Genomic DNA, 17,496 nt, shown 5'->3' with positions numbered 1-17,496 from the left:
CATTGACGATGCATCATCGACAAGCGTAGCAGCCGTCGAGTTCACCCTGTGGGAGCGCGGGGCGGGCGGCTGAGCCCTCTGCCCGCGAATGGCACACCACTGACTCAAGCCAGGCCCTGCATCACTACCCCAGAAACAACTGATAAGCCGGGTTATCCGTCTCGTCCCAGAACGGGTAGCCGATTTCGGCCAGCGCGCCGGCTACCAGATGGCGCTCCTCTTCAGGCACCTGCAGCCCCGCCACCACGCGACCATCGGCCGCGCCGTGGTTGCGGTAGTGGAACATCGAGATGTTCCAGCGCCCGCCCAGCTTGTCGAGGAAGTTGAACAGCGCACCCGGACGCTCCGGGAACTCGAAGCGCAGCACCATCTCGTCGCTGACCCGGACCGCATGGCCGCCGACCATATGGCGAATGTGCAGCTTGGCCAGCTCGTTGTCGGTCAGGTCCAGCACCGGGAAGCCATGGGATTGCAGCGTCTGCACCAGCACCGCCCGCGGATCCCGCTCGGGGTGGGTCTGCACGCCGACGAAAATGTGTGCTTCGTGACCGGTGTGGTAGCGGTAGTTGAACTCGGTGATCTGCCGTTTGCCGATGGCCTCGCAGAACGCCTTGAAGCTGCCCGGACGCTCGGGAATGGTCACAGCGATGATGGCTTCGCGCCCCTCACCCAGCTCGGCCCGTTCGGCCACGTGGCGCAGCCGGTCGAAATTGACGTTGGCGCCCGAATCGATCGCCACCAGAGTCTGCCCCGACACACCTCGTGCCTCGACGTACTTCTTGATCCCCGCCACCCCGAGCGCGCCGGCAGGTTCGGTGATCGAGCGGGTATCGTCGTAGATGTCCTTGATCGCCGCACAGATCTCGTCGGTGCTGACGGTGATCACTTCGTCCACGTGATCCTTGCAGATCTCGAAGGTGTACTGGCCGATCTGCGCCACCGCCACACCGTCGGCGAACAACCCGACCTGCGGCAGCACCACGCGCTCACCGGCACGCATGGCTTGCTGCAGGCAGTTGGAATCGTCCGGCTCGACGCCGATGACCTTGATGCCCGGACGCAGGTATTTGACGTACGCAGCGATGCCCGCGATCAGACCGCCGCCGCCCACCGGCACGAAGATCGCGTCGAGATCGCCCGGATGCTGACGCAGAATCTCCATCGCCACCGTGCCCTGGCCGGCAATGGTGTACGGGTCGTCGTAGGGATGGATGTAGACCATGCCCTGCTCGTCCACCAGCTTGAGCGAATGAGCCAGGGCCTCGGGAAACGAGTCGCCGTGCAGCACCACGATGCCACCGCGCGAACGTACGCCTTCGATCTTGATCTCGGGGGTGGTGTTGGGCATCACGATGGTGGCCTTGATCCCCAGCTCGCGCGCCGCCAGCGCCAGGCCCTGGGCATGGTTGCCGGCCGAGGCGGTGACCACGCCACGAGCCAGTTCCTCTGCGCTGAGCTGTGCCAATTTGTTATAGGCGCCGCGAATCTTGAACGAGAACACCGGCTGCAAGTCTTCGCGCTTGAGCAGAATCTTGTTGTTCAGGCGCTCGGACAGCTGCCCGGCGGGCTGCAAAGGGGTTTCCACCGCAACGTCGTAGACGCGCGAGGTGAGGATCATCTTTACGTACTGTTCGAGCATGGCGGACATCACTGACGATAACGGGCAGGGCCGACGAGTCTAAGCCAACGACCACGGCAAAACCAAGGTTTTGCCCTTATAATGCGCGCCTTCGGGGCCACAACCACTAGAGCCCCAACTGCCGCTGCGGAGCTTGCATGACCCAGGACCAACTCAAACAGGCCGTCGCCCAGGCTGCCGTGGATTTCATTCTGCCCAAGCTGGGCGAAAAGAGCGTCGTCGGCGTGGGCACCGGGTCCACCGCCAACTGCTTCATCGACGCGCTGGCGCAGCACAAGAGTGCCTTCGACGGCGCCGTGGCCAGCTCCGAAGCGACCGCGGCACGGCTCAAGGGCCATGGCATTCCGGTATACGAACTCAACAGCGTGGGCGACCTGGAGTTCTACGTCGACGGCGCGGATGAAAGCGACGAGCACCTGAACCTGATCAAGGGCGGCGGCGCTGCGTTGACCCGCGAGAAGATCGTCGCGGCCGTGGCCACCACGTTCATCTGTATCGCCGACGGCAGCAAGCTGGTGCCGGTGCTGGGCGAGTTTCCGCTGCCGGTGGAAGTCATCCCGATGGCCCGCAGCCATGTCGCGCGCCAGCTGGTGAAACTGGGCGGCGACCCGGTCTACCGCGAGGGCGTGGTGACCGACAACGGCAACATCATCATCGACGTGTACAACATGCAGATCACCGACCCGGTGGCGTTGGAAACACAGATCAACGCCATCGTCGGCGTGGTCACCAACGGCCTATTCGCCGCCCGCCCGGCCGATGTGCTGCTGCTGGGCACCACCGAAGGCGTCAAGACCCTCACCCGCCCCGCCTGAGCCTCGATTGTGGGAGCGGGCTCTGCCCGCGAAGGGCGCGCTGCGGCGTCCCTGACACACCTCAGATGTGGGAGCGGGGCTCCGCCCCGCTCCCACAGGGTCACTGTACAGCCATAAAAAACACATCTATTCATATTCCCAATCGTTAGTTCATTTAAATTTAACAAACGATTAGGGTATATGAACCGGACCACCGGACCTGCGTACATCCAAGCAAGGCGACATACGCCGTGCATGACGTGAGGACGGTATGGTCAACCACTCGATTTCCCGCGAACACCCCCAACCACAGACAACAACCGACAACGGTCCGGCGCTCTTGCCTGCGCAGATCCTGCGCAACGACGCCGACGCACTCGAAGCCGCGCAGGCGCTTGCCGCCAGTGCCCGCACCCACGCTGCCAGGCGAGACCAGCAACGTGAACTGCCCTGGCAAATGATCGAGCAATTCACCGCCAGCGGCCTGGGCAGCATCACCGTGCCACGCGCCTTCGGCGGCCCCGACGTCAGTTTCGTGACCCTGGCCGAGGTCTTCCGGCTCATCAGCGCCGCCGATCCAGCCCTGGGGCAGATCCCACAGAACCATTTCGGCATCTTGCAGATGCTGCGCGGCACCGCCACCGAAGCGCAGCAATACGCGCTATTCACCGCCGTGCTCGAAGGCGCGCGCATCGGCAACGGCGGCCCTGAACGCGGCGCCCGCAACACGTTGGAAATCAACACCCGCATCGTCCGCGACGGTGACGGCGGGCGAATCAGCGGGCAAAAGTTCTACTCCACCGGCGCGCTGTTCGCCCACTGGGTAGCAGTCAAGGCCGTGGACGATGAACAGCGTCTGGTCATGGCGTTCGTACGCCGCGGCACACCGGGCCTGCGCATCGTCGACGACTGGTCGGGCTTCGGCCAGCGCACCACCGCCAGCGGCACTGTCCTGCTCGAAAATGCGCACGTACCCGACACCCATGTGGTGCATATCTGGCGCCAGGCACAGCAACCGAACATTCAGGGCGCCGTGTCGCAACTGATGCAGGCCGCCATCGACGCCGGCATTGCCGAAGCAGCGATCGACGACACCATCGCCTTCGTCCGGGAAAAATCGCGCCCGTGGATCGATGCCGGGGTCGAGCGCGCCAGCGACGATCCGTTCGTGGTCGCCGACATCGGTCGCCTGAAGCTGGAACTGCACGCCGCGCAGGCACTGCTGCGCAAGGCCGCCCGCGTGCTCGACCAGATTGGCCAGGGGCCGGTGGACGCCGCCCTCGCCGGCCGGGCCTCGATCGCCGTGGCCGAGGCCAAGGTGATCACCACCGAAATCGCCTTGCAGGCCAGTGAAAAGCTTTTCGAGCTGGCCGGCAGCCGCGCCACCCTCGCCGAGTTCAACCTCGACCGTCACTGGCGCAACGCCCGCGTGCACACCCTGCACGATCCCGTGCGCTGGAAATATCACGCCGTCGGCGCCTATCACCTGAACGGCAGCCTGCCTGCACGCCATTCCTGGATTTGACCAGACCGCTGGAGATCAGCATGAGCTCATTGCCCCACCCCCTCGACGGCGTCGCACGCATCGCCAACGATCAGCAGGCGCTGGACGTCGCCCGGCAGCTGGCCCCCCAGTTGCAGCGCGACAGCGCCCTGCGCGACCGCGAGCGGCAGCTGCCCCACGCCGAACTGACGCTGTTCTCCCGCTCTGGCCTGGGCGGCATCAGCGTGCCCAAGGCGTTCGGCGGAGCCGGTGTGTCCAACGTGACCCTGGCCCAGGTCATTGCCCTGTTGGCGGCTGCCGACGGCTCGCTGGGACAGATCCCACAGAATCATTTCTATGCCCTGGAAGTGCTGCGCATCAACGGCAGCCCGGCGCAGCAGCAGCGCTTGTACAGCGATGTGCTGGCAGGCCAGCGGCTGGGCAACGCCCTGGCCGAACTCGGCACCCGCACCGCCCACGACCGCACGACTCGCCTGACCCGCGACGGCGACGGCTTCCGCATCAATGGCCGCAAGTTCTACGCCACCGGCGCGCTGTATGCCCAATGCATTCCCACTTCGGTGATCGATGAACAGGGCGTACAGCAACTGGCCTTCGTGCCCGCCGACAGTGCCGGGGTCCAGGTCATCGACGACTGGAGCGGCTTCGGCCAGCGCACCACGGGCAGCGGTTCGGTGGTGTTCGACAACGTCTGGGTCAGCGCCGACGCCATCGTGCCGTTTCAAAGCGCGTTCGAACGGCCCACCACGGTCGGCCCGTTCGCGCAGATTCTCCACGCCGCGATCGACACCGGCATTGCGCGCGGGGCGTTCGAGGACGCCTTGCAGTTCGTCCGCACCCGTACCCGGCCGTGGATCGACGCCACCAGCGACAAGGCTGTCGAAGATCCGCTGTCGCTGAAGAGCTTCGGCCATCTGGCGATCCGTCTGCATGCTGCCGAAGCGCTGCTGGAGCGGGCCGGCGAAATCCTCGACAAGGCCCAGGCCGAGCCCACCGCCGAACACGTCGGCGCCGCCTCGATTGCCGTGGCCGAAGCCCGCGCCCTCAGCACCGAGATTTCCCTGGCCGCCGGCAGCACCCTGTTCGAACTCGCCGGTAGCCAGGCCACCCTGGCCGAGCACGGCCTGGACCGGCACTGGCGCAACGCCCGCGTGCACACCCTGCACGACCCGGTGCGCTGGAAGTACCACGCCATCGGCAACTACTACCTCAACGACCAGTTGCCACCACGCCGGGGGACCATCTGATGAGCAAGAAGCAGATCCTGCTCAACGCCTTCAACATGAACTGCGTGGGCCACATCAACCACGGCCTGTGGACCCATCCGCGCGACACTTCGAGCCAGTACAAGACCTTGGAATACTGGACCGAGCTGGCCCAATTGCTGGAGCGCGGTCTGTTCGATGGCCTGTTCATCGCCGACATCGTCGGGGTCTACGACATCTATCAGGATTCGGTCGATGTGACCTTGAAGGAGTCGATCCAGCTACCGGTCAACGACCCGTTGCTGCTGGTATCGGCCATGGCCGCGGTCACCCGCCACTTGGGTTTCGGCCTGACCGCCAACCTCACCTACGAAGCGCCCTATCTGTTCGCCCGACGCCTGTCCACGCTCGATCACCTGACCCGCGGCCGGGTCGGCTGGAACATCGTCACCGGCTACCTGGACAGTGCGGCCAAGGCCATGGGCCTGACCCAACAGGTGGAGCACGACCGCCGTTACGATCAGGCCGACGAATACCTGGAGGTGCTCTACAAACTCTGGGAAGGCAGCTGGGAAGACGACGCCGTCGTCGAAGACCGCGAGCGGCGCATCTACGCCCAGCCGGAAAAGGTCCACAAGGTGCAGCATGAAGGCGAGTTCTACCGGGTCCAGGGTTACCACCTCTGTGAACCCTCGCCACAGCGCACACCGCTGCTGTTCCAGGCCGGCAGCTCGGCACGGGGCCTGCAGTTCGCTGGTCAGCATGCCGAATGCGTGTTCATCAGCGGACAGAACAAGCAGGCCACCCGCGCCCAGGTGGACAAGGTCCGCGACGCAGCCCGCGCAGCCGGCCGCGATCCGCAGGCCGTAAAGGTCTTCATGGGCATCACGGTCATCGTCGCTGCCACCGAGGCCCAGGCCTGGGCCAAGCATGATGAATACTTGAGCTACGCCAGCGCCGAGGCCGGCGTCGCCCACTTTGCTGCCTCCACCGCGATCGACTTTGCCCGCTACGAACTCGACGAGCCCATTCAGTACGTGAAGGGCAACGCCATCGAATCGGCCACCAAGACCCTGCAGAACAACGACTGGACCCGCCGCAAACTGCTCGACCAGCACGCTCTGGGCGGACGCTACATCACCTTGGTCGGCGACCCGGAACAGGTTGCCGACGAACTCGAAGCCTGGATCGCGGAGACCGGCCTGGACGGGTTCAACCTGACCCGCACGGTCACTCCGGAAAGCTACGTCGACTTCATCGATCTGGTGATCCCCGTGCTGCAGGCGCGCGGTTCGTACAAGACCGCCTATGCCCAGGGCACGTTGCGCGAAAAGGTCTTCGGCCAAGGCCCGGGGTTGCCCGAGGGACATGCCGGTTTCGGTTACAAGCGCGGTGCCTGACCGGGCCTCTTCGCGGGCAGAAGGCCCAGCCGCCCGCCCCGCTCCCACAATTAACGAGCGCACGCTCATGTGGGAGCGGGCTCTGCCCGCGAAGAGGCCCTCCCCAATCCCACAAAACCAATGGACCAACACCATGCTCAAACCCACCCTGCTACTCGCCCTCACCCTCCTCACCGGCCTGGCCCACGCCGCCGATGACAAGCCCCTGATCGTCGGCACCACCGCCGCCTTCGCCATTCCCCTGGAAACCGCCGTGGAGGAAGCCAAGAAAGAGGGCCTGACCGTCAAACTGGTGGAATTCACCGACTGGATCGCACCCAACGTCAGCCTCGCCGCCGGCGACATCGACGTGAACTACTTCCAGCACATCCCCTTTCTGGAAAACGCCAACACCCAGGCCGGCACCGACCTGGTGCCCTATGCACCGGGCATCATCAACAACGTCGGGCTGTACTCCAAACGCTATAAAAGCTTCGACGAGCTGCCCAAGGGCGCCAGCGTGGCCATCGCCAACGACCCGATCAATAGTGGTCGCGGCCTGCAACTGCTGGCCAAGGCCGGCTTGATCACCCTCAAGCCGGGGGTTGGCTACAAAGCCACCGAAGACGACATCCTCACCAACCCCAAGGGCATCAAGATTCTTCAGGTCGAAGCGGTGCAACTGGTGCGCGCCTACGACGACGCCGATCTGGTGCAGGGCTACCCGGCCTACATCCGCCTGGCCAAGACCTTCGATGCCGGCTCGGCCTTGCTGTTCGACGGCCTCGACCATCCCGAGTACGTGATCCAGTTCGTGATCAAGCCCGAGCGCAAGGATGATCCGCGCCTGGCCAAGTTCGTGGATATCTACCAACACTCGCCGGTCGTGCGCGCTTCGCTCGACAAGATCAACGGCAAGCTCTACCAAGTCGGCTGGAAGGAGTGAGTATGCCCACCACCAATGTCCAACGCCGGCTGGCCGATACCGCCGGCCTTGCCCGGCAGCCTGCCGAAACCCTGGAGCTGCACCCGCAACTGGCCAACAGCTTGGTGCGCTTCATCGGCGTCGGCAAGACCTATGAGGGCGCGCAGGGTCCGGTGCAGGCCCTGCAAGGTATCGACCTGACCATCGAGCGCGGTGAAGTGTTCGGCATCATCGGCCGCAGCGGCGCCGGCAAGTCGTCGCTGATCCGCACCATCAACCGGCTGGAACAGCCCAGCAGCGGGCGCGTACTGATCGATCAGGTGGACATCGGTGATTTCGACGAGGATCGCCTGGTGGCGCTGCGGCGACGCATCGGCATGATCTTCCAGCACTTCAATCTGATGTCGGCGAAAACCGTGTGGCAGAACGTCGAGCTGCCACTCAAGGTCGCCGGCGTGCCCCAGGCCGAGCGCTGGCGCAAGGTCGGTGAACTGCTGGAACTGGTCGGCCTGCAGGGCAAGCGCGACGCGTACCCGGCGCAGCTGTCCGGCGGGCAGAAGCAGCGCGTCGGCATTGCCCGCGCGCTGGTCCACGACCCGCAGATCCTGCTGTGCGATGAAGCCACTTCGGCGCTGGATCCGGAGACCACCGAATCGATCCTGGCGCTGCTGCGCGACATCAACCGGCGCCTGGGGCTGACGATTATTTTGATCACCCACGAAATGGCCGTGATCCGTGCCATCTGCGACCGCGTGGTGGTGCTCGAGGGCGGCCAGGTGGTCGAGCAGGGGCCGGTGTGGCAGGTCTTCGGCGACCCTCGGCATGAGGTCAGCCGCACTCTGCTGGCACCGTTGCAACACGGCCTGTCCGATGAGCTGCGAGCACGTCTGCGCAGTACGGCGCCGACACCCGAGGCCGCGCTGGTGTTGCGCCTGGGCGTGACCGGGGCACAGACGGGTGAAGCGGATCTGTCCTCGCTGTTCAACCTGCTGGGCGGGCAGGTCAGCCTGCTGCAGGGCGGGATCGAACGCATTCAAGGGCGGGCGCTGGGCAGCCTGGTCGTGGCGGTGAGCAATTCGCCCCATGACCGTGAGCATCTGCTGCAGCGCGCCCGGCAATGGGCGCAACAGGTAGAGGAGCTGGGCTATGTGGTTTGACCGTCTACTGCAGGGCGCCCTCGACACCTTGTTGATGGTGGGCGTTTCGTCGTTGATCGCGTTGCCGGTGGGAGTCGTGATGGCGGTGGTGCTGGTCACCAGCGACCGAGGCGGCATCTACCAGGCGCCGGCGCTGAACCGCGTGCTGGGCGCGTTCGTCAATCTGTTCAGGTCGGTGCCGTTCCTGATCCTGATGGTGGCGCTGATCCCGTTCACTCGGTTGATCGTAGGGACCACCTATGGGGTGTGGGCGGCGGTGGTGCCGTTGACCATCGCTGCGACGCCGTTCTTTGCGCGCATTGCCGAGGTCAGTTTGCGTGAGGTCGACCATGGCCTGATCGAGGCTGCGCAGGCCATGGGCTGCCGACGCTGGCATATCGTCTGGCATGTGCTGCTGCCCGAGGCAAGGCCCGGCATCGTCGCCGGTTTCACCATCACCGTGGTGACCATGATCAACTCATCGGCCATGGCCGGCGCCATCGGTGCCGGTGGACTGGGCGACATCGCCTACCGCTACGGCTACCAGCGTTTCGACAGCCAGATCATGCTGACGGTGATCGTGCTGCTGGTGGCCCTGGTGACCTTGATCCAGTTCAGCGGCGACCGGCTGGCGCGGGTGCTCAACAAGCGCTAGTCGCAAGACCGCAGCGCCCCCTTCGCGGGCAGAGCCCGCTCCCACATAACGCGTTCCTTGTGGGAGCGGACTCTGCCCGCGAAGAGGCCCTACCAGACACCTCAAATCATCAAGCCTCCTTCCCCTCGCCCTCACCTTCCTTGATCCGATACCAGGCCACATACAGCGCCGGCAGGAACAACAGGGTCAGCAAGGTCGCCACCACGATCCCGCCGATCATCGCGTAGGCCATCGGCCCCCAGAACACCTCACGAGCGATCGGGATCATGCCCAAACTGGCCGCCGCTGCGGTGAGCAGTATCGGCCGACGACGATGCTCGGTCGCCTCCAGCACCGCGTCCCACGGCTTGTAGCCATCACGCTCGTAGGCATCGATCTGGGTCACCAGAATCACCGAGTTGCGGATGATGATACCGATCAGGGCCAATATCCCCAGGATCGCCACGAAGCCCATGGGCGTCCCGGTCGGCACCAACGCCAACACCACGCCGATGATGCCCAGTGGCGCCACGCTGGCCACCAGGAACATCTTCTGCACACTGTGCAGCTGAATCATCAGGAAGGTCGCCATCAGGAACAGCATCAACGGCACCACCTTGGCGATCGGGCCCTGCGCCTTGCCGCTTTCCTCGACCGTACCGCCGGTAGCCACCTTGTAGCCCACCGGCAGGTCTGCGGCGAATTTTTCGATCTCGGGCTTGAGCTGGGCCACCAGGTCGGTCGGCTGGATATCGTCGCTGACCGCCGCCTTCAAGGTGATGGTCGGCAGGCGATCACGCCGCCACACCAGCGGCTGCTCCAGCTCGTAGCGCACGGTGGCGAACGCCAAGAGCGGAATCGACGTCCCGCTGGGCGTGACGATCTGCAGGTTCTGCAGGGTTTCCGGCGAGCCGCGCTCGGCATCGTTGGCCCGGCCCACCACGTTGACCAGGTAGATATCGTCGTTGACCTGAGTCACCGCCGAACCGCTGACGATGGTGTTCATCAGCTTCGCCACGTCCTCGGACGACAACCCCAACTGCCGGGCCTTGTCCTGGGCGATGTCGATGCGCAGCACTTTGCCTGGCTCGTTCCAGTCGTAGATCATTTCGCCGATGTGCGCGTTGTGGTCCAGCAGGGTGGCCAGCTCGATGGCGTGCTTGCGCACCTGATCGATGTCCTTGCCGCTGACCCGGTACTGGATCGGCCTCCCCACGGGTGGGCCCATTTCCAGCGCCTGAACATAGGTGCCGATGCCCACGAAGTCGTCACGCAGACGCTTTTTCAGACGCTCGGTCAAGGCCCCGCGCTCTTCCAGACCCTTGCTGACGATCACCAACTGGGCGTAGTACGGGTTCTCCAGTTGCTGGTCCAGGGGCAGATAGAAACGAATCGCGCCCTGACCGATGTAGGTGCTCCAGCGGACGATGTCCGGATCATCCTTGAGCGTCGCTTCCAGGCGATCGACCGCCTGGCGCGTCTCATTGATCGAGGCATTCTGCGGCAGGTTCAGGTCCACCAGAATTTCCGGCCGGTCGGACGAGGGGAAGAACTGGTTCTGCACAAAGCGCATGCAGAACAGCGCTGCGGCGAACAGCAGCAAGGTGCCGATGATCGTCAGCCAACGGTGGCGCATGCAGCCCAGCAGTCCGCTGTGGAACCAGCGCGCGACGCGCCCGGGCTGCTCCGGCTTGGGTTTGACGTTCTTGCTCAGGATATGCACGCCGATGACCGGCGCGAACAGCACCGCCACCACCCACGACACCAGCATGGCCACCGCAATCACGGCAAACAGGGTGAAGGTGTACTCACCTGCCGAGCTGGCGTTCAAACCGATCGGCACGAAGCCCGCCACGGTGACCAGCGTGCCGGTGAGCATCGGGAATGCAGTCGAGGTGTAGGCGAAGGTAGCCGCTTCCTCCTTGCTGTCACCTGCCTCCAGGCGGGTGACCATCATCTCCACGGTGATCATCGCATCGTCGACCAGCAGGCCCAGGGCGATGATCAACGCCCCCAGGGAAATACGCTGCATGGTGATGCCGCTGTACTCCATGAACACGAAGACCATGGCCAGCACCAGCGGAATCGAGCAGGCCACGACCAGACCGGCGCGCACGCCGAGGCTGACGAAGCTGACGATCAGCACGATCACCACGGCCTCGAACAGCGCGCTGGTGAACCCACCGACCGCCTTCTCGACCACCTCGGCCTGGTCCGACACCTTGTGCACGCCCACGCCCACGGGCAGCTGCGCGGTCAACTCGTCCATGCGCTTGTGCAGCGCGGTACCGAATTCCTGAATGTTGCCGCCGTCCTTCATGGCGATGGCCAGGCCGATGGCAGGTTGGCCGTTGTAGCGGAACATCGGCGCGGCCGGGTCCTTGTAGCCACGTTCGATGTCGGCGATGTCGGTCAGCCGATAGAAACGGTCGTTGAGCCTGAGATTGACCGTTTCCAGGTCCTTCTCCGACTTGAACTGCCCCGAGGTTCGCACCGAAATGCGCTCCGGTCCCGCCTCGATCACACCGGCCGGGGTCACCGCGTTCTGCGCCTGAAGCGCACCCACCACCTGTTGCTGATCCAGACCCAGTGCTGCGAGTTTGCGCGTGGAGAAATTCAGGTAAATGACTTCGTCCTGCTGACCTACCAGCTGCACCTTGCCCAGGTTGTCGACCTGGCGAATCTCGGCACGCACCTGCTCCACGTAATCGCGCAGCTGACGCATGCTCAGGCCGTCGGCGGTGAAGGCATAGATGGAGCCGAACACGTCACCGAATTCGTCGTTGAACGACGGCCCCTGCAAGCCTTGGGGAAAGGTCCCGCGAATGTCGTCGACCTTCTTGCGCACCTGGTACCAGATCTGCGGAATCGCCTTGGCATTGGTGGTATCGCGCAGGTACACGAACACAGTGGATTCGCCAGGGCGCGTGTAGCTCTTCACGTAGTCCAGCGAGTCCAGCTCTTCGAGCTTCTTCTCGATGCGGTCGGTGACCTGCTTGAGCGTTTCTTCTTGCGTCGCCCCGGGCCAGCGGCTCTGGATGACCATGGTCTTGATGGCGAACGCCGGGTCTTCTTCACGGCCCAGATTGAAATAGGAAAACACGCCCATCAGCAGGCCGACGAACATCAGGTACCAGACGAAGGACTGGTGCTTGAGCGCCCAGTCGGACAGGTTGAAACTTCCCTTCATTGCCGGCTCGCCTCGTCCAGTTTGATTTTCTGCCCAGGTTTCAGGCTATTGACGCCCGCGCTGACCACGCGCTCGCCCGCCTGCACACCGCTGCCCACCACCACGACGCCACGGTCGCGGCTGAGCACGGTGACCTGTTGCGGGTTCACGGTCTTGTTCTGGACGTCCACCCGCCACACCTGGGTCTTGCCGTCGATCTCCTGCACGGCGGTTTCCGGCAGCTCCAGGCGCCGCGCGATGCTTGAACTCAAGGTGACGCTGATCGCCGTCCCCAGGCGCAGGCCCGCAGGGCTCTCACGCAGGGTCAGGCGTGCGCGACGGGTACGCGTGGAGCTGTCGGGGCGTGGCTCCAGCTCGCGCAAGGTGCCCATGGCCGCAACGCTGGGGTCAAGCTGGGACTGCACGTGGAATTCCACGCCCTCAGGCAGGGTCTCGGCGAGCCCGGCGGGCAGGTCGATGACCGCCTCCTTGACGTCGGGACGAGCGAGAACCACCACTTCTTCACCGGCGCTGACCACCTGCCCGACTTCCACCTTCCACTGGTTGACCACCGCGGCATGGTCGGAACGCAGTTCGCTGTAGCTCAGCTGGTCCTTGGCCTGGCTGACGGCGGCCTTGGCCTGATCGAGCGAAGACTGCGCGGTTTTCAGGTCGGTCTGGGCGATGTCCAGCCCGGCCTGCGCACCGACGCCACGGTCGAACAGCTCCTGCTGGCGCCGCGCGTTGGCCTGGGCATTGATGAACTGCGCCTGGACGCGGGCCAGATCACCCTGGTTGGCGCGCAACTGATTCTGCTGGTCAGTCGGGTCGAGAGTGGCCAGCAACTGGTTTTTCTCCACCTGACTGCCGACATCCACCGCGCGGCGGGCAATGCGTCCGGACACGCGGAAACCCAAGGTGCTTTCATAGCGCGCCTGGATATTACCGGCGAAGCGACCCAGGCTTTGCTGGTCCAGGCCCTTGACCTCCACCGACAACACCGGACGGATCAGCTCGGGGGCCGGCTCTTCCTTCGAGCAGCCTGACAACAACAGCACGGCCGCAGACAACGCGATCACCGCTTTCATGGCTGACGCTCCTGGGCAATTTCCACCTGCATGTCGGGGTGCAACAACTGACCACCGGCCACCACCACGCGGTCGCCATTGTTCAAGCCGTTGGCGATCACCACCTTGGCGGTCAGGTAACGGCCCACCTCGACCTTGCGCAGGCTGACCTTGTCGCCTTCCCCGACCACCCACACGGCAGGCTCTTCAATGTCCTTGGTCAGCGCCGACCACGGCAGTTCGACGCTGGTCTTGCCCGGACCATCGAGCGAGGCGTTGACCACCGACCCCAGATCCATGCCCTTGGGCACGCCCTGCAGGGCAATCTTGACGCGCACCGTGCCGGTCTGCGCGGACACCGCCGGAGTGACTTCGCGCACGGTGCCGGTGGTCTTGATCGCCGGGTCGTCGAGCAGGCTGACGGTGATCGGCTGCTGTCCACCCGGCTGGGCGAACAGCGATTCATACACATCGAAGACCGCATCGCGGTCGCCATCGCGGGCCAGACCGAAGATCGGCGCGGTGGCTTGCACCACCTGGCCCACCTCGGCCTGGCGCGCGGTGATCACGCCCGGGGCATCGGCCACCAGGTCGGTGTAGCTCAACTGCTCGCGAGCGTTGGCCAACTGGGCACTGGCCGCTGCCAGTGAGCTCTGCGCACCGCGCAGCGCCGCCTGGGCGGAGTCGTATTCACTCTGGCTGGTATAGCCTTTGGGCAGCAGCTTCTGCTGACGCACGAAGGCCGCCGAGGTCTGCTTCACGCGGGCCTGTTCGGCGGCCACCGCAGCCTTGGCCGAGTCGACGTTGGTCTGCAGGTCCTTGGGATCGAGGCGGGCCAGGACTTGCCGCGCGCTGACGTGGTCGCCCACATCCACCATGCGCTGGATGATCTTGCCGCCAACGCGGAACGACAACTGGGTCTGGATGCGGGCCTGCACATCGCCAGTAAGATTGACGGCGGCGGCGAATTCGCCGCTCCGCACATTCTCCACGCGCACGCGTGGGTGCGTCGGCTCGATAGGCTTGTCTTCACCACAGCCGGTCAGCGCGATGAACAAGAGACCAACCCCTACAACCTTCCAACGAGGACCAGCCATGCAGGCTCCTTTGCGTGCGCTGTGATGCTAGGTGTGTATGCGACTGTGAGCCGAGTTCTAGGTTCATTTGCCGGGGAGGGCCCCGTCCGGACACAGCAAAACGCCGACACTGTACAAGCTGTCGGCGCTCAGGTGAACCGTCGTGACGCTCGGAATCAGAACGCTGGCAATACTGCGCCGCTGTACTTCTTCTCGATGAATGCCTTCACTTCCGGGCTGGTCAGCGCCTTGGCCAGCTTCTGCATGGCCGGGCTGTCCTTGTTGTCCGGACGGGCCACCAGGAAGTTCACGTAAGGCGAATCCGAACCTTCGATGACCAAGGCGTCCTTGGCCGGGTTCAGGCCCGCTTCCAGTGCATAGTTGGTGTTGATCATGTCCAGGTCAACCTGATCCAGCACGCGCGGCAGCATCGCCGATTCCAGTTCCTTGAACTTGAGGTTCTTGGGGTTGCTGGCGATGTCCTTCGGAGTGGCCAGAGCGTTGCTCGGATCCTTCAGGGTGATCAGGCCGGCTTTCTGCAGCAGGATCAATGCACGGCCGCTGTTGCTGCCCTCGTTGGGAATGGCCACGGTTGCGCCGTCCTTGAGTTCGCTCAGCGATTTGACCTTCTTGGAGTAACCGCCGAAGGGCTCGACGTGCACGCCGATCACGGTGACCAGGTTGGTGCCCTTGCCCTTGTTGAAGCTTTCCAGGTACGGCAGGGTCTGGAAGTAGTTGGCGTCCAGACGTTTCTCGTTGACCTGCACGTTGGGTTGCACGTAGTCGGTGAAGACCTTGATGTCCAGGTCAACGCCTTCCTTGGCCAGGGTCGGCTTGATCAGCTCGAGGATCTCGGCGTGGGGAACCGGTGTGGCCGCGACCACGAGTTTGTCTGCCGCGTTGGCCAGGCCGAAAGACAGGGAGGCCGCCAGAGCGGTGAACAGCAAAGCCTTCTTCATGCTAAGTCCTTGAAATTGGGTGCCGGCGGCAGCAAATGGCCAGCCTTGCGCGGACAATACCCGGAATTAATATTCCTACAAATACCTTTTAGTTCGCCTCTTATGCCTTTTTGTGCAAACGCTCTAGGTGGCGGGTCAGCACTGCAGCCAAGGCCGTCGGGTCGACGTGCTCGAGCGCCTGTGCCAGTTGCCGTTCGATATGCTCCAAGGTGTCTGCTGCCGAGGGCAGACTGAGATGCTCGGGAAGGATCTCGTCGCCGCTGCTCACCAGCAGGGCAAAATGGATGACGTTTTCCAGCTCGCGGGTGTTGCCGGGCCAGTCGTGTCGCTCCAGCACCTGCTGCGCCTGGGTGCTGATCAGCGGCACCGCCAGGTTCAGGCGATGGCTGTAGATGCCCAGGAAGTACTCGGCCAGGGCCAGAATATCGCCGATCCGCTCACGCAACGGCGGCAGCGTCAGGCGGCCTTCGCCCAGATAGGCATACAGGCGCTCGTTGAATTTGCCAGCCGCCACGGCCTGGGCCAGATCGATGCTCGACGCGGCCACCAGGCGCACGTCCACCGGATTGGGCTGGGCCGCGCCGACGCGCGTGACTTCGTGGGTTTCCAGTGCCGCGAGCAGCTTGGTCTGGATGGCCAGCGGCAGGTCGGCGATCTCGTCCAGGTACAGCGTGCCTCCGTTGGCCGAGCCGAACCAGCCGGCCCGGCTGCTGGCCGTACCGCTGTGGGCGCCTGCGCTGTAGCCGAACAGTTCGGCATCGGCGTAGGTCGGGCTGATCGCACCGCAGTTGACCGACACGAACAGCCCACCGCGATCACTGGCCCGGTGAATGTGCCGGGCGAGTAGCTCCTTGCCGGTCCCGCTCTCGCCATGGATCAGCACCGGCAACGCCTTGGGCGCCAGCCGTTCGAGCTCCTCGCGCAAGCGCCGCGAGCGCGGGTCGACGAACACCAGTGCCTTGGCACGAATGCTCAGCGGGCTCTTGTCGGCGTCGGGAAAGGTCAGCAGCGGCTGGCCGAAGGTGTCGTGGTATGCAGTCATGGGCAAAGCTCCCACCGGCCTGAACGCAGGCGGCGTACTCGGTTTTCAGGCAATCAGGCGCGCAGCTGGGTGTGCTGGTCCATGCGACTCTGCAGGCGGTACAGGTAGGCGAAACCCTGTTCCCAGCGCTGATGCCCGGACTTGACGTTGATATGTCCAGCACCCGCCAGGATGCCCGCTTCGGCCCCCCAGTCGCGGGCCAGTTGCAAGGCCCGTGGGGCGCTGGCGGCTGGGTCGTTGTCCGAGCCCACCACTTGGCTGGGGAACGGCAACAGGTGCTTGGGGATCGGTGCAAAGTTGCGCAGGGCCGGTGAGCAGGCTGGCCGCTCGACATCCGCTGGCGCCACCAGCAAAGCGCCACGGACCTTGCGCAGCGAAACCAGCGACGCGTCGGCCGACCAGTGTGCAACCGTCACGCAGCCCAGGCTGTGGGCAATGAGAATCACCGGATCGGCGCTGGCATTCACAGCCCGGTCCAACGCTGCCACCCAGTCTTCACACCGAGGCGTGAGCCAATCGTCCTGCTCGACCCGCGCGCTGTTGGGCAGGCTTCGTTGCCAGTGGCTTTGCCAATGGTCATCGGGCGAGCCCTGCCAGCCTGGCACGATCAGATAGCGGATCGACTCATTGCGCATGGGATGCGCCTCCTGCAAACGTTGCGTTGGAGGCCAGTATAGGGAAAGGAGTTATACGCGTTAAGGAATAAGAAGCTATTTGGTAATAACAAAATATTCCATTGATGCGCCACATCAAACCCAGACGCGGCTCGCGCCGCTGCTACAGGTGGGCGCGCTCTCCCCGCGGCGCGGCGCGCGGCCGGCCGGCGGGCCCAGCGGGACGTCTTGCCCGACCCCCGCCTCCTATACCCCACCGGCCCCCGCGGCCACAAAGGAGCGCCGGCTATTCGCGGCGGGGGTCAGCCCACGCACAACATGTCCGCGGCGCTGACCACGCATAGAGACGTCCG

Annotated in this window: 14 protein-coding genes; 7 read left to right on the top strand and 7 right to left on the bottom strand. The window is 64.4% G+C overall.

What is annotated here, in order from left to right; genetic code table 11:
• Positions 1 to 124: 124 nt before the first annotated feature.
• Complete coding sequence (ilvA, locus tag AC788_RS16040; RefSeq protein WP_049861576.1) at positions 125 to 1,639, bottom strand: threonine ammonia-lyase, biosynthetic; 1,515 nt, start codon at positions 1,637 to 1,639, stop codon at positions 125 to 127.
• A 137-nt stretch (positions 1,640 to 1,776) separates the two neighbouring features.
• On the opposite strand from ilvA, the gene rpiA reads away from it, so the two are divergent.
• The 7 genes from rpiA (at position 1,777) to AC788_RS16005 (ending at position 9,237) form a co-directional block, all read left to right on the top strand.
• Entirely contained in the window at positions 1,777 to 2,454 is a 678-nt protein-coding gene (rpiA, locus tag AC788_RS16035) for a ribose-5-phosphate isomerase RpiA (RefSeq protein ID WP_049861575.1), read from the top strand.
• Between the two features lie 250 nt (positions 2,455 to 2,704).
• Complete coding sequence (locus tag AC788_RS16030; RefSeq protein WP_049861574.1) at positions 2,705 to 3,958, top strand: SfnB family sulfur acquisition oxidoreductase; 1,254 nt, start codon at positions 2,705 to 2,707, stop codon at positions 3,956 to 3,958.
• A 20-nt stretch (positions 3,959 to 3,978) separates the two neighbouring features.
• The gene (locus tag AC788_RS16025) at positions 3,979 to 5,184 is read left to right on the top strand and encodes an SfnB family sulfur acquisition oxidoreductase (protein ID WP_049861573.1); all 1,206 of its coding nucleotides are present in this window, start codon (positions 3,979 to 3,981) and stop codon (positions 5,182 to 5,184) included.
• On the top strand, positions 5,184 to 6,542 hold the full coding sequence (locus tag AC788_RS16020; protein ID WP_049861572.1) for an LLM class flavin-dependent oxidoreductase: 1,359 nt from the start codon (positions 5,184 to 5,186) through the stop codon (positions 6,540 to 6,542). The genes AC788_RS16025 and AC788_RS16020 overlap by 1 nt, the downstream gene beginning before the upstream one ends.
• 133 nt (positions 6,543 to 6,675) lie before the next feature.
• A complete protein-coding gene (locus AC788_RS16015; protein WP_049861571.1) occupies positions 6,676 to 7,467 on the top strand; it encodes a MetQ/NlpA family ABC transporter substrate-binding protein in 792 nt (263 codons plus the stop codon).
• 2 nt (positions 7,468 to 7,469) lie between these two features.
• Positions 7,470 to 8,603 carry a methionine ABC transporter ATP-binding protein gene (locus AC788_RS16010; protein ID WP_049861570.1) on the top strand — a complete coding sequence of 378 codons (1,134 nt, stop codon included), beginning with the start codon at positions 7,470 to 7,472 and terminating at the stop codon, positions 8,601 to 8,603.
• Positions 8,593 to 9,237, top strand: a complete 645-nt coding sequence (locus AC788_RS16005) for a methionine ABC transporter permease (RefSeq protein ID WP_049861569.1) — start codon at positions 8,593 to 8,595, stop codon at positions 9,235 to 9,237. The genes AC788_RS16010 and AC788_RS16005 overlap by 11 nt, the downstream gene beginning before the upstream one ends.
• Positions 9,238 to 9,346: 109 nt before the next feature.
• Here AC788_RS16005 and AC788_RS16000 read toward each other — a convergent pair whose 3' ends face one another.
• The 6 genes from AC788_RS16000 to AC788_RS15975 form a co-directional block, all read right to left on the bottom strand.
• A complete protein-coding gene (locus AC788_RS16000; RefSeq protein WP_049861568.1) occupies positions 9,347 to 12,406 on the bottom strand; it encodes an efflux RND transporter permease subunit in 3,060 nt (1,019 codons plus the stop codon).
• Positions 12,403 to 13,473 carry an efflux RND transporter periplasmic adaptor subunit gene (locus tag AC788_RS15995; RefSeq protein ID WP_049861567.1) on the bottom strand — a complete coding sequence of 357 codons (1,071 nt, stop codon included), beginning with the start codon at positions 13,471 to 13,473 and terminating at the stop codon, positions 12,403 to 12,405. The genes AC788_RS16000 and AC788_RS15995 overlap by 4 nt, the downstream gene beginning before the upstream one ends.
• A complete protein-coding gene (locus AC788_RS15990; protein WP_049861566.1) occupies positions 13,470 to 14,549 on the bottom strand; it encodes an efflux RND transporter periplasmic adaptor subunit in 1,080 nt (359 codons plus the stop codon). The genes AC788_RS15995 and AC788_RS15990 overlap by 4 nt, the downstream gene beginning before the upstream one ends.
• A gap of 155 nt (positions 14,550 to 14,704) precedes the next feature.
• Positions 14,705 to 15,487, bottom strand: a complete 783-nt coding sequence (locus tag AC788_RS15985; protein WP_049861565.1) for a MetQ/NlpA family ABC transporter substrate-binding protein — start codon at positions 15,485 to 15,487, stop codon at positions 14,705 to 14,707.
• Positions 15,488 to 15,587: 100 nt separating this feature from the next.
• Entirely contained in the window at positions 15,588 to 16,529 is a 942-nt protein-coding gene (locus tag AC788_RS15980) for a sigma 54-interacting transcriptional regulator (protein ID WP_049861564.1), read from the bottom strand.
• A 53-nt stretch (positions 16,530 to 16,582) separates the two neighbouring features.
• Positions 16,583 to 17,164, bottom strand: coding sequence for an alpha/beta hydrolase (locus AC788_RS15975; RefSeq protein ID WP_049861563.1), 582 nt, complete (start codon positions 17,162 to 17,164; stop codon positions 16,583 to 16,585).
• Positions 17,165 to 17,496: the final 332 nt, after the last annotated feature.

It is taken from the genome of Pseudomonas sp. RIT-PI-a (assembly GCF_001187875.1).
In the GTDB taxonomy this organism is placed as follows: Bacteria; Pseudomonadota; Gammaproteobacteria; order Pseudomonadales; family Pseudomonadaceae; genus Aquipseudomonas; species Aquipseudomonas coleopterorum.
This window is presented reverse-complemented; position numbering and strand designations above follow the sequence as displayed.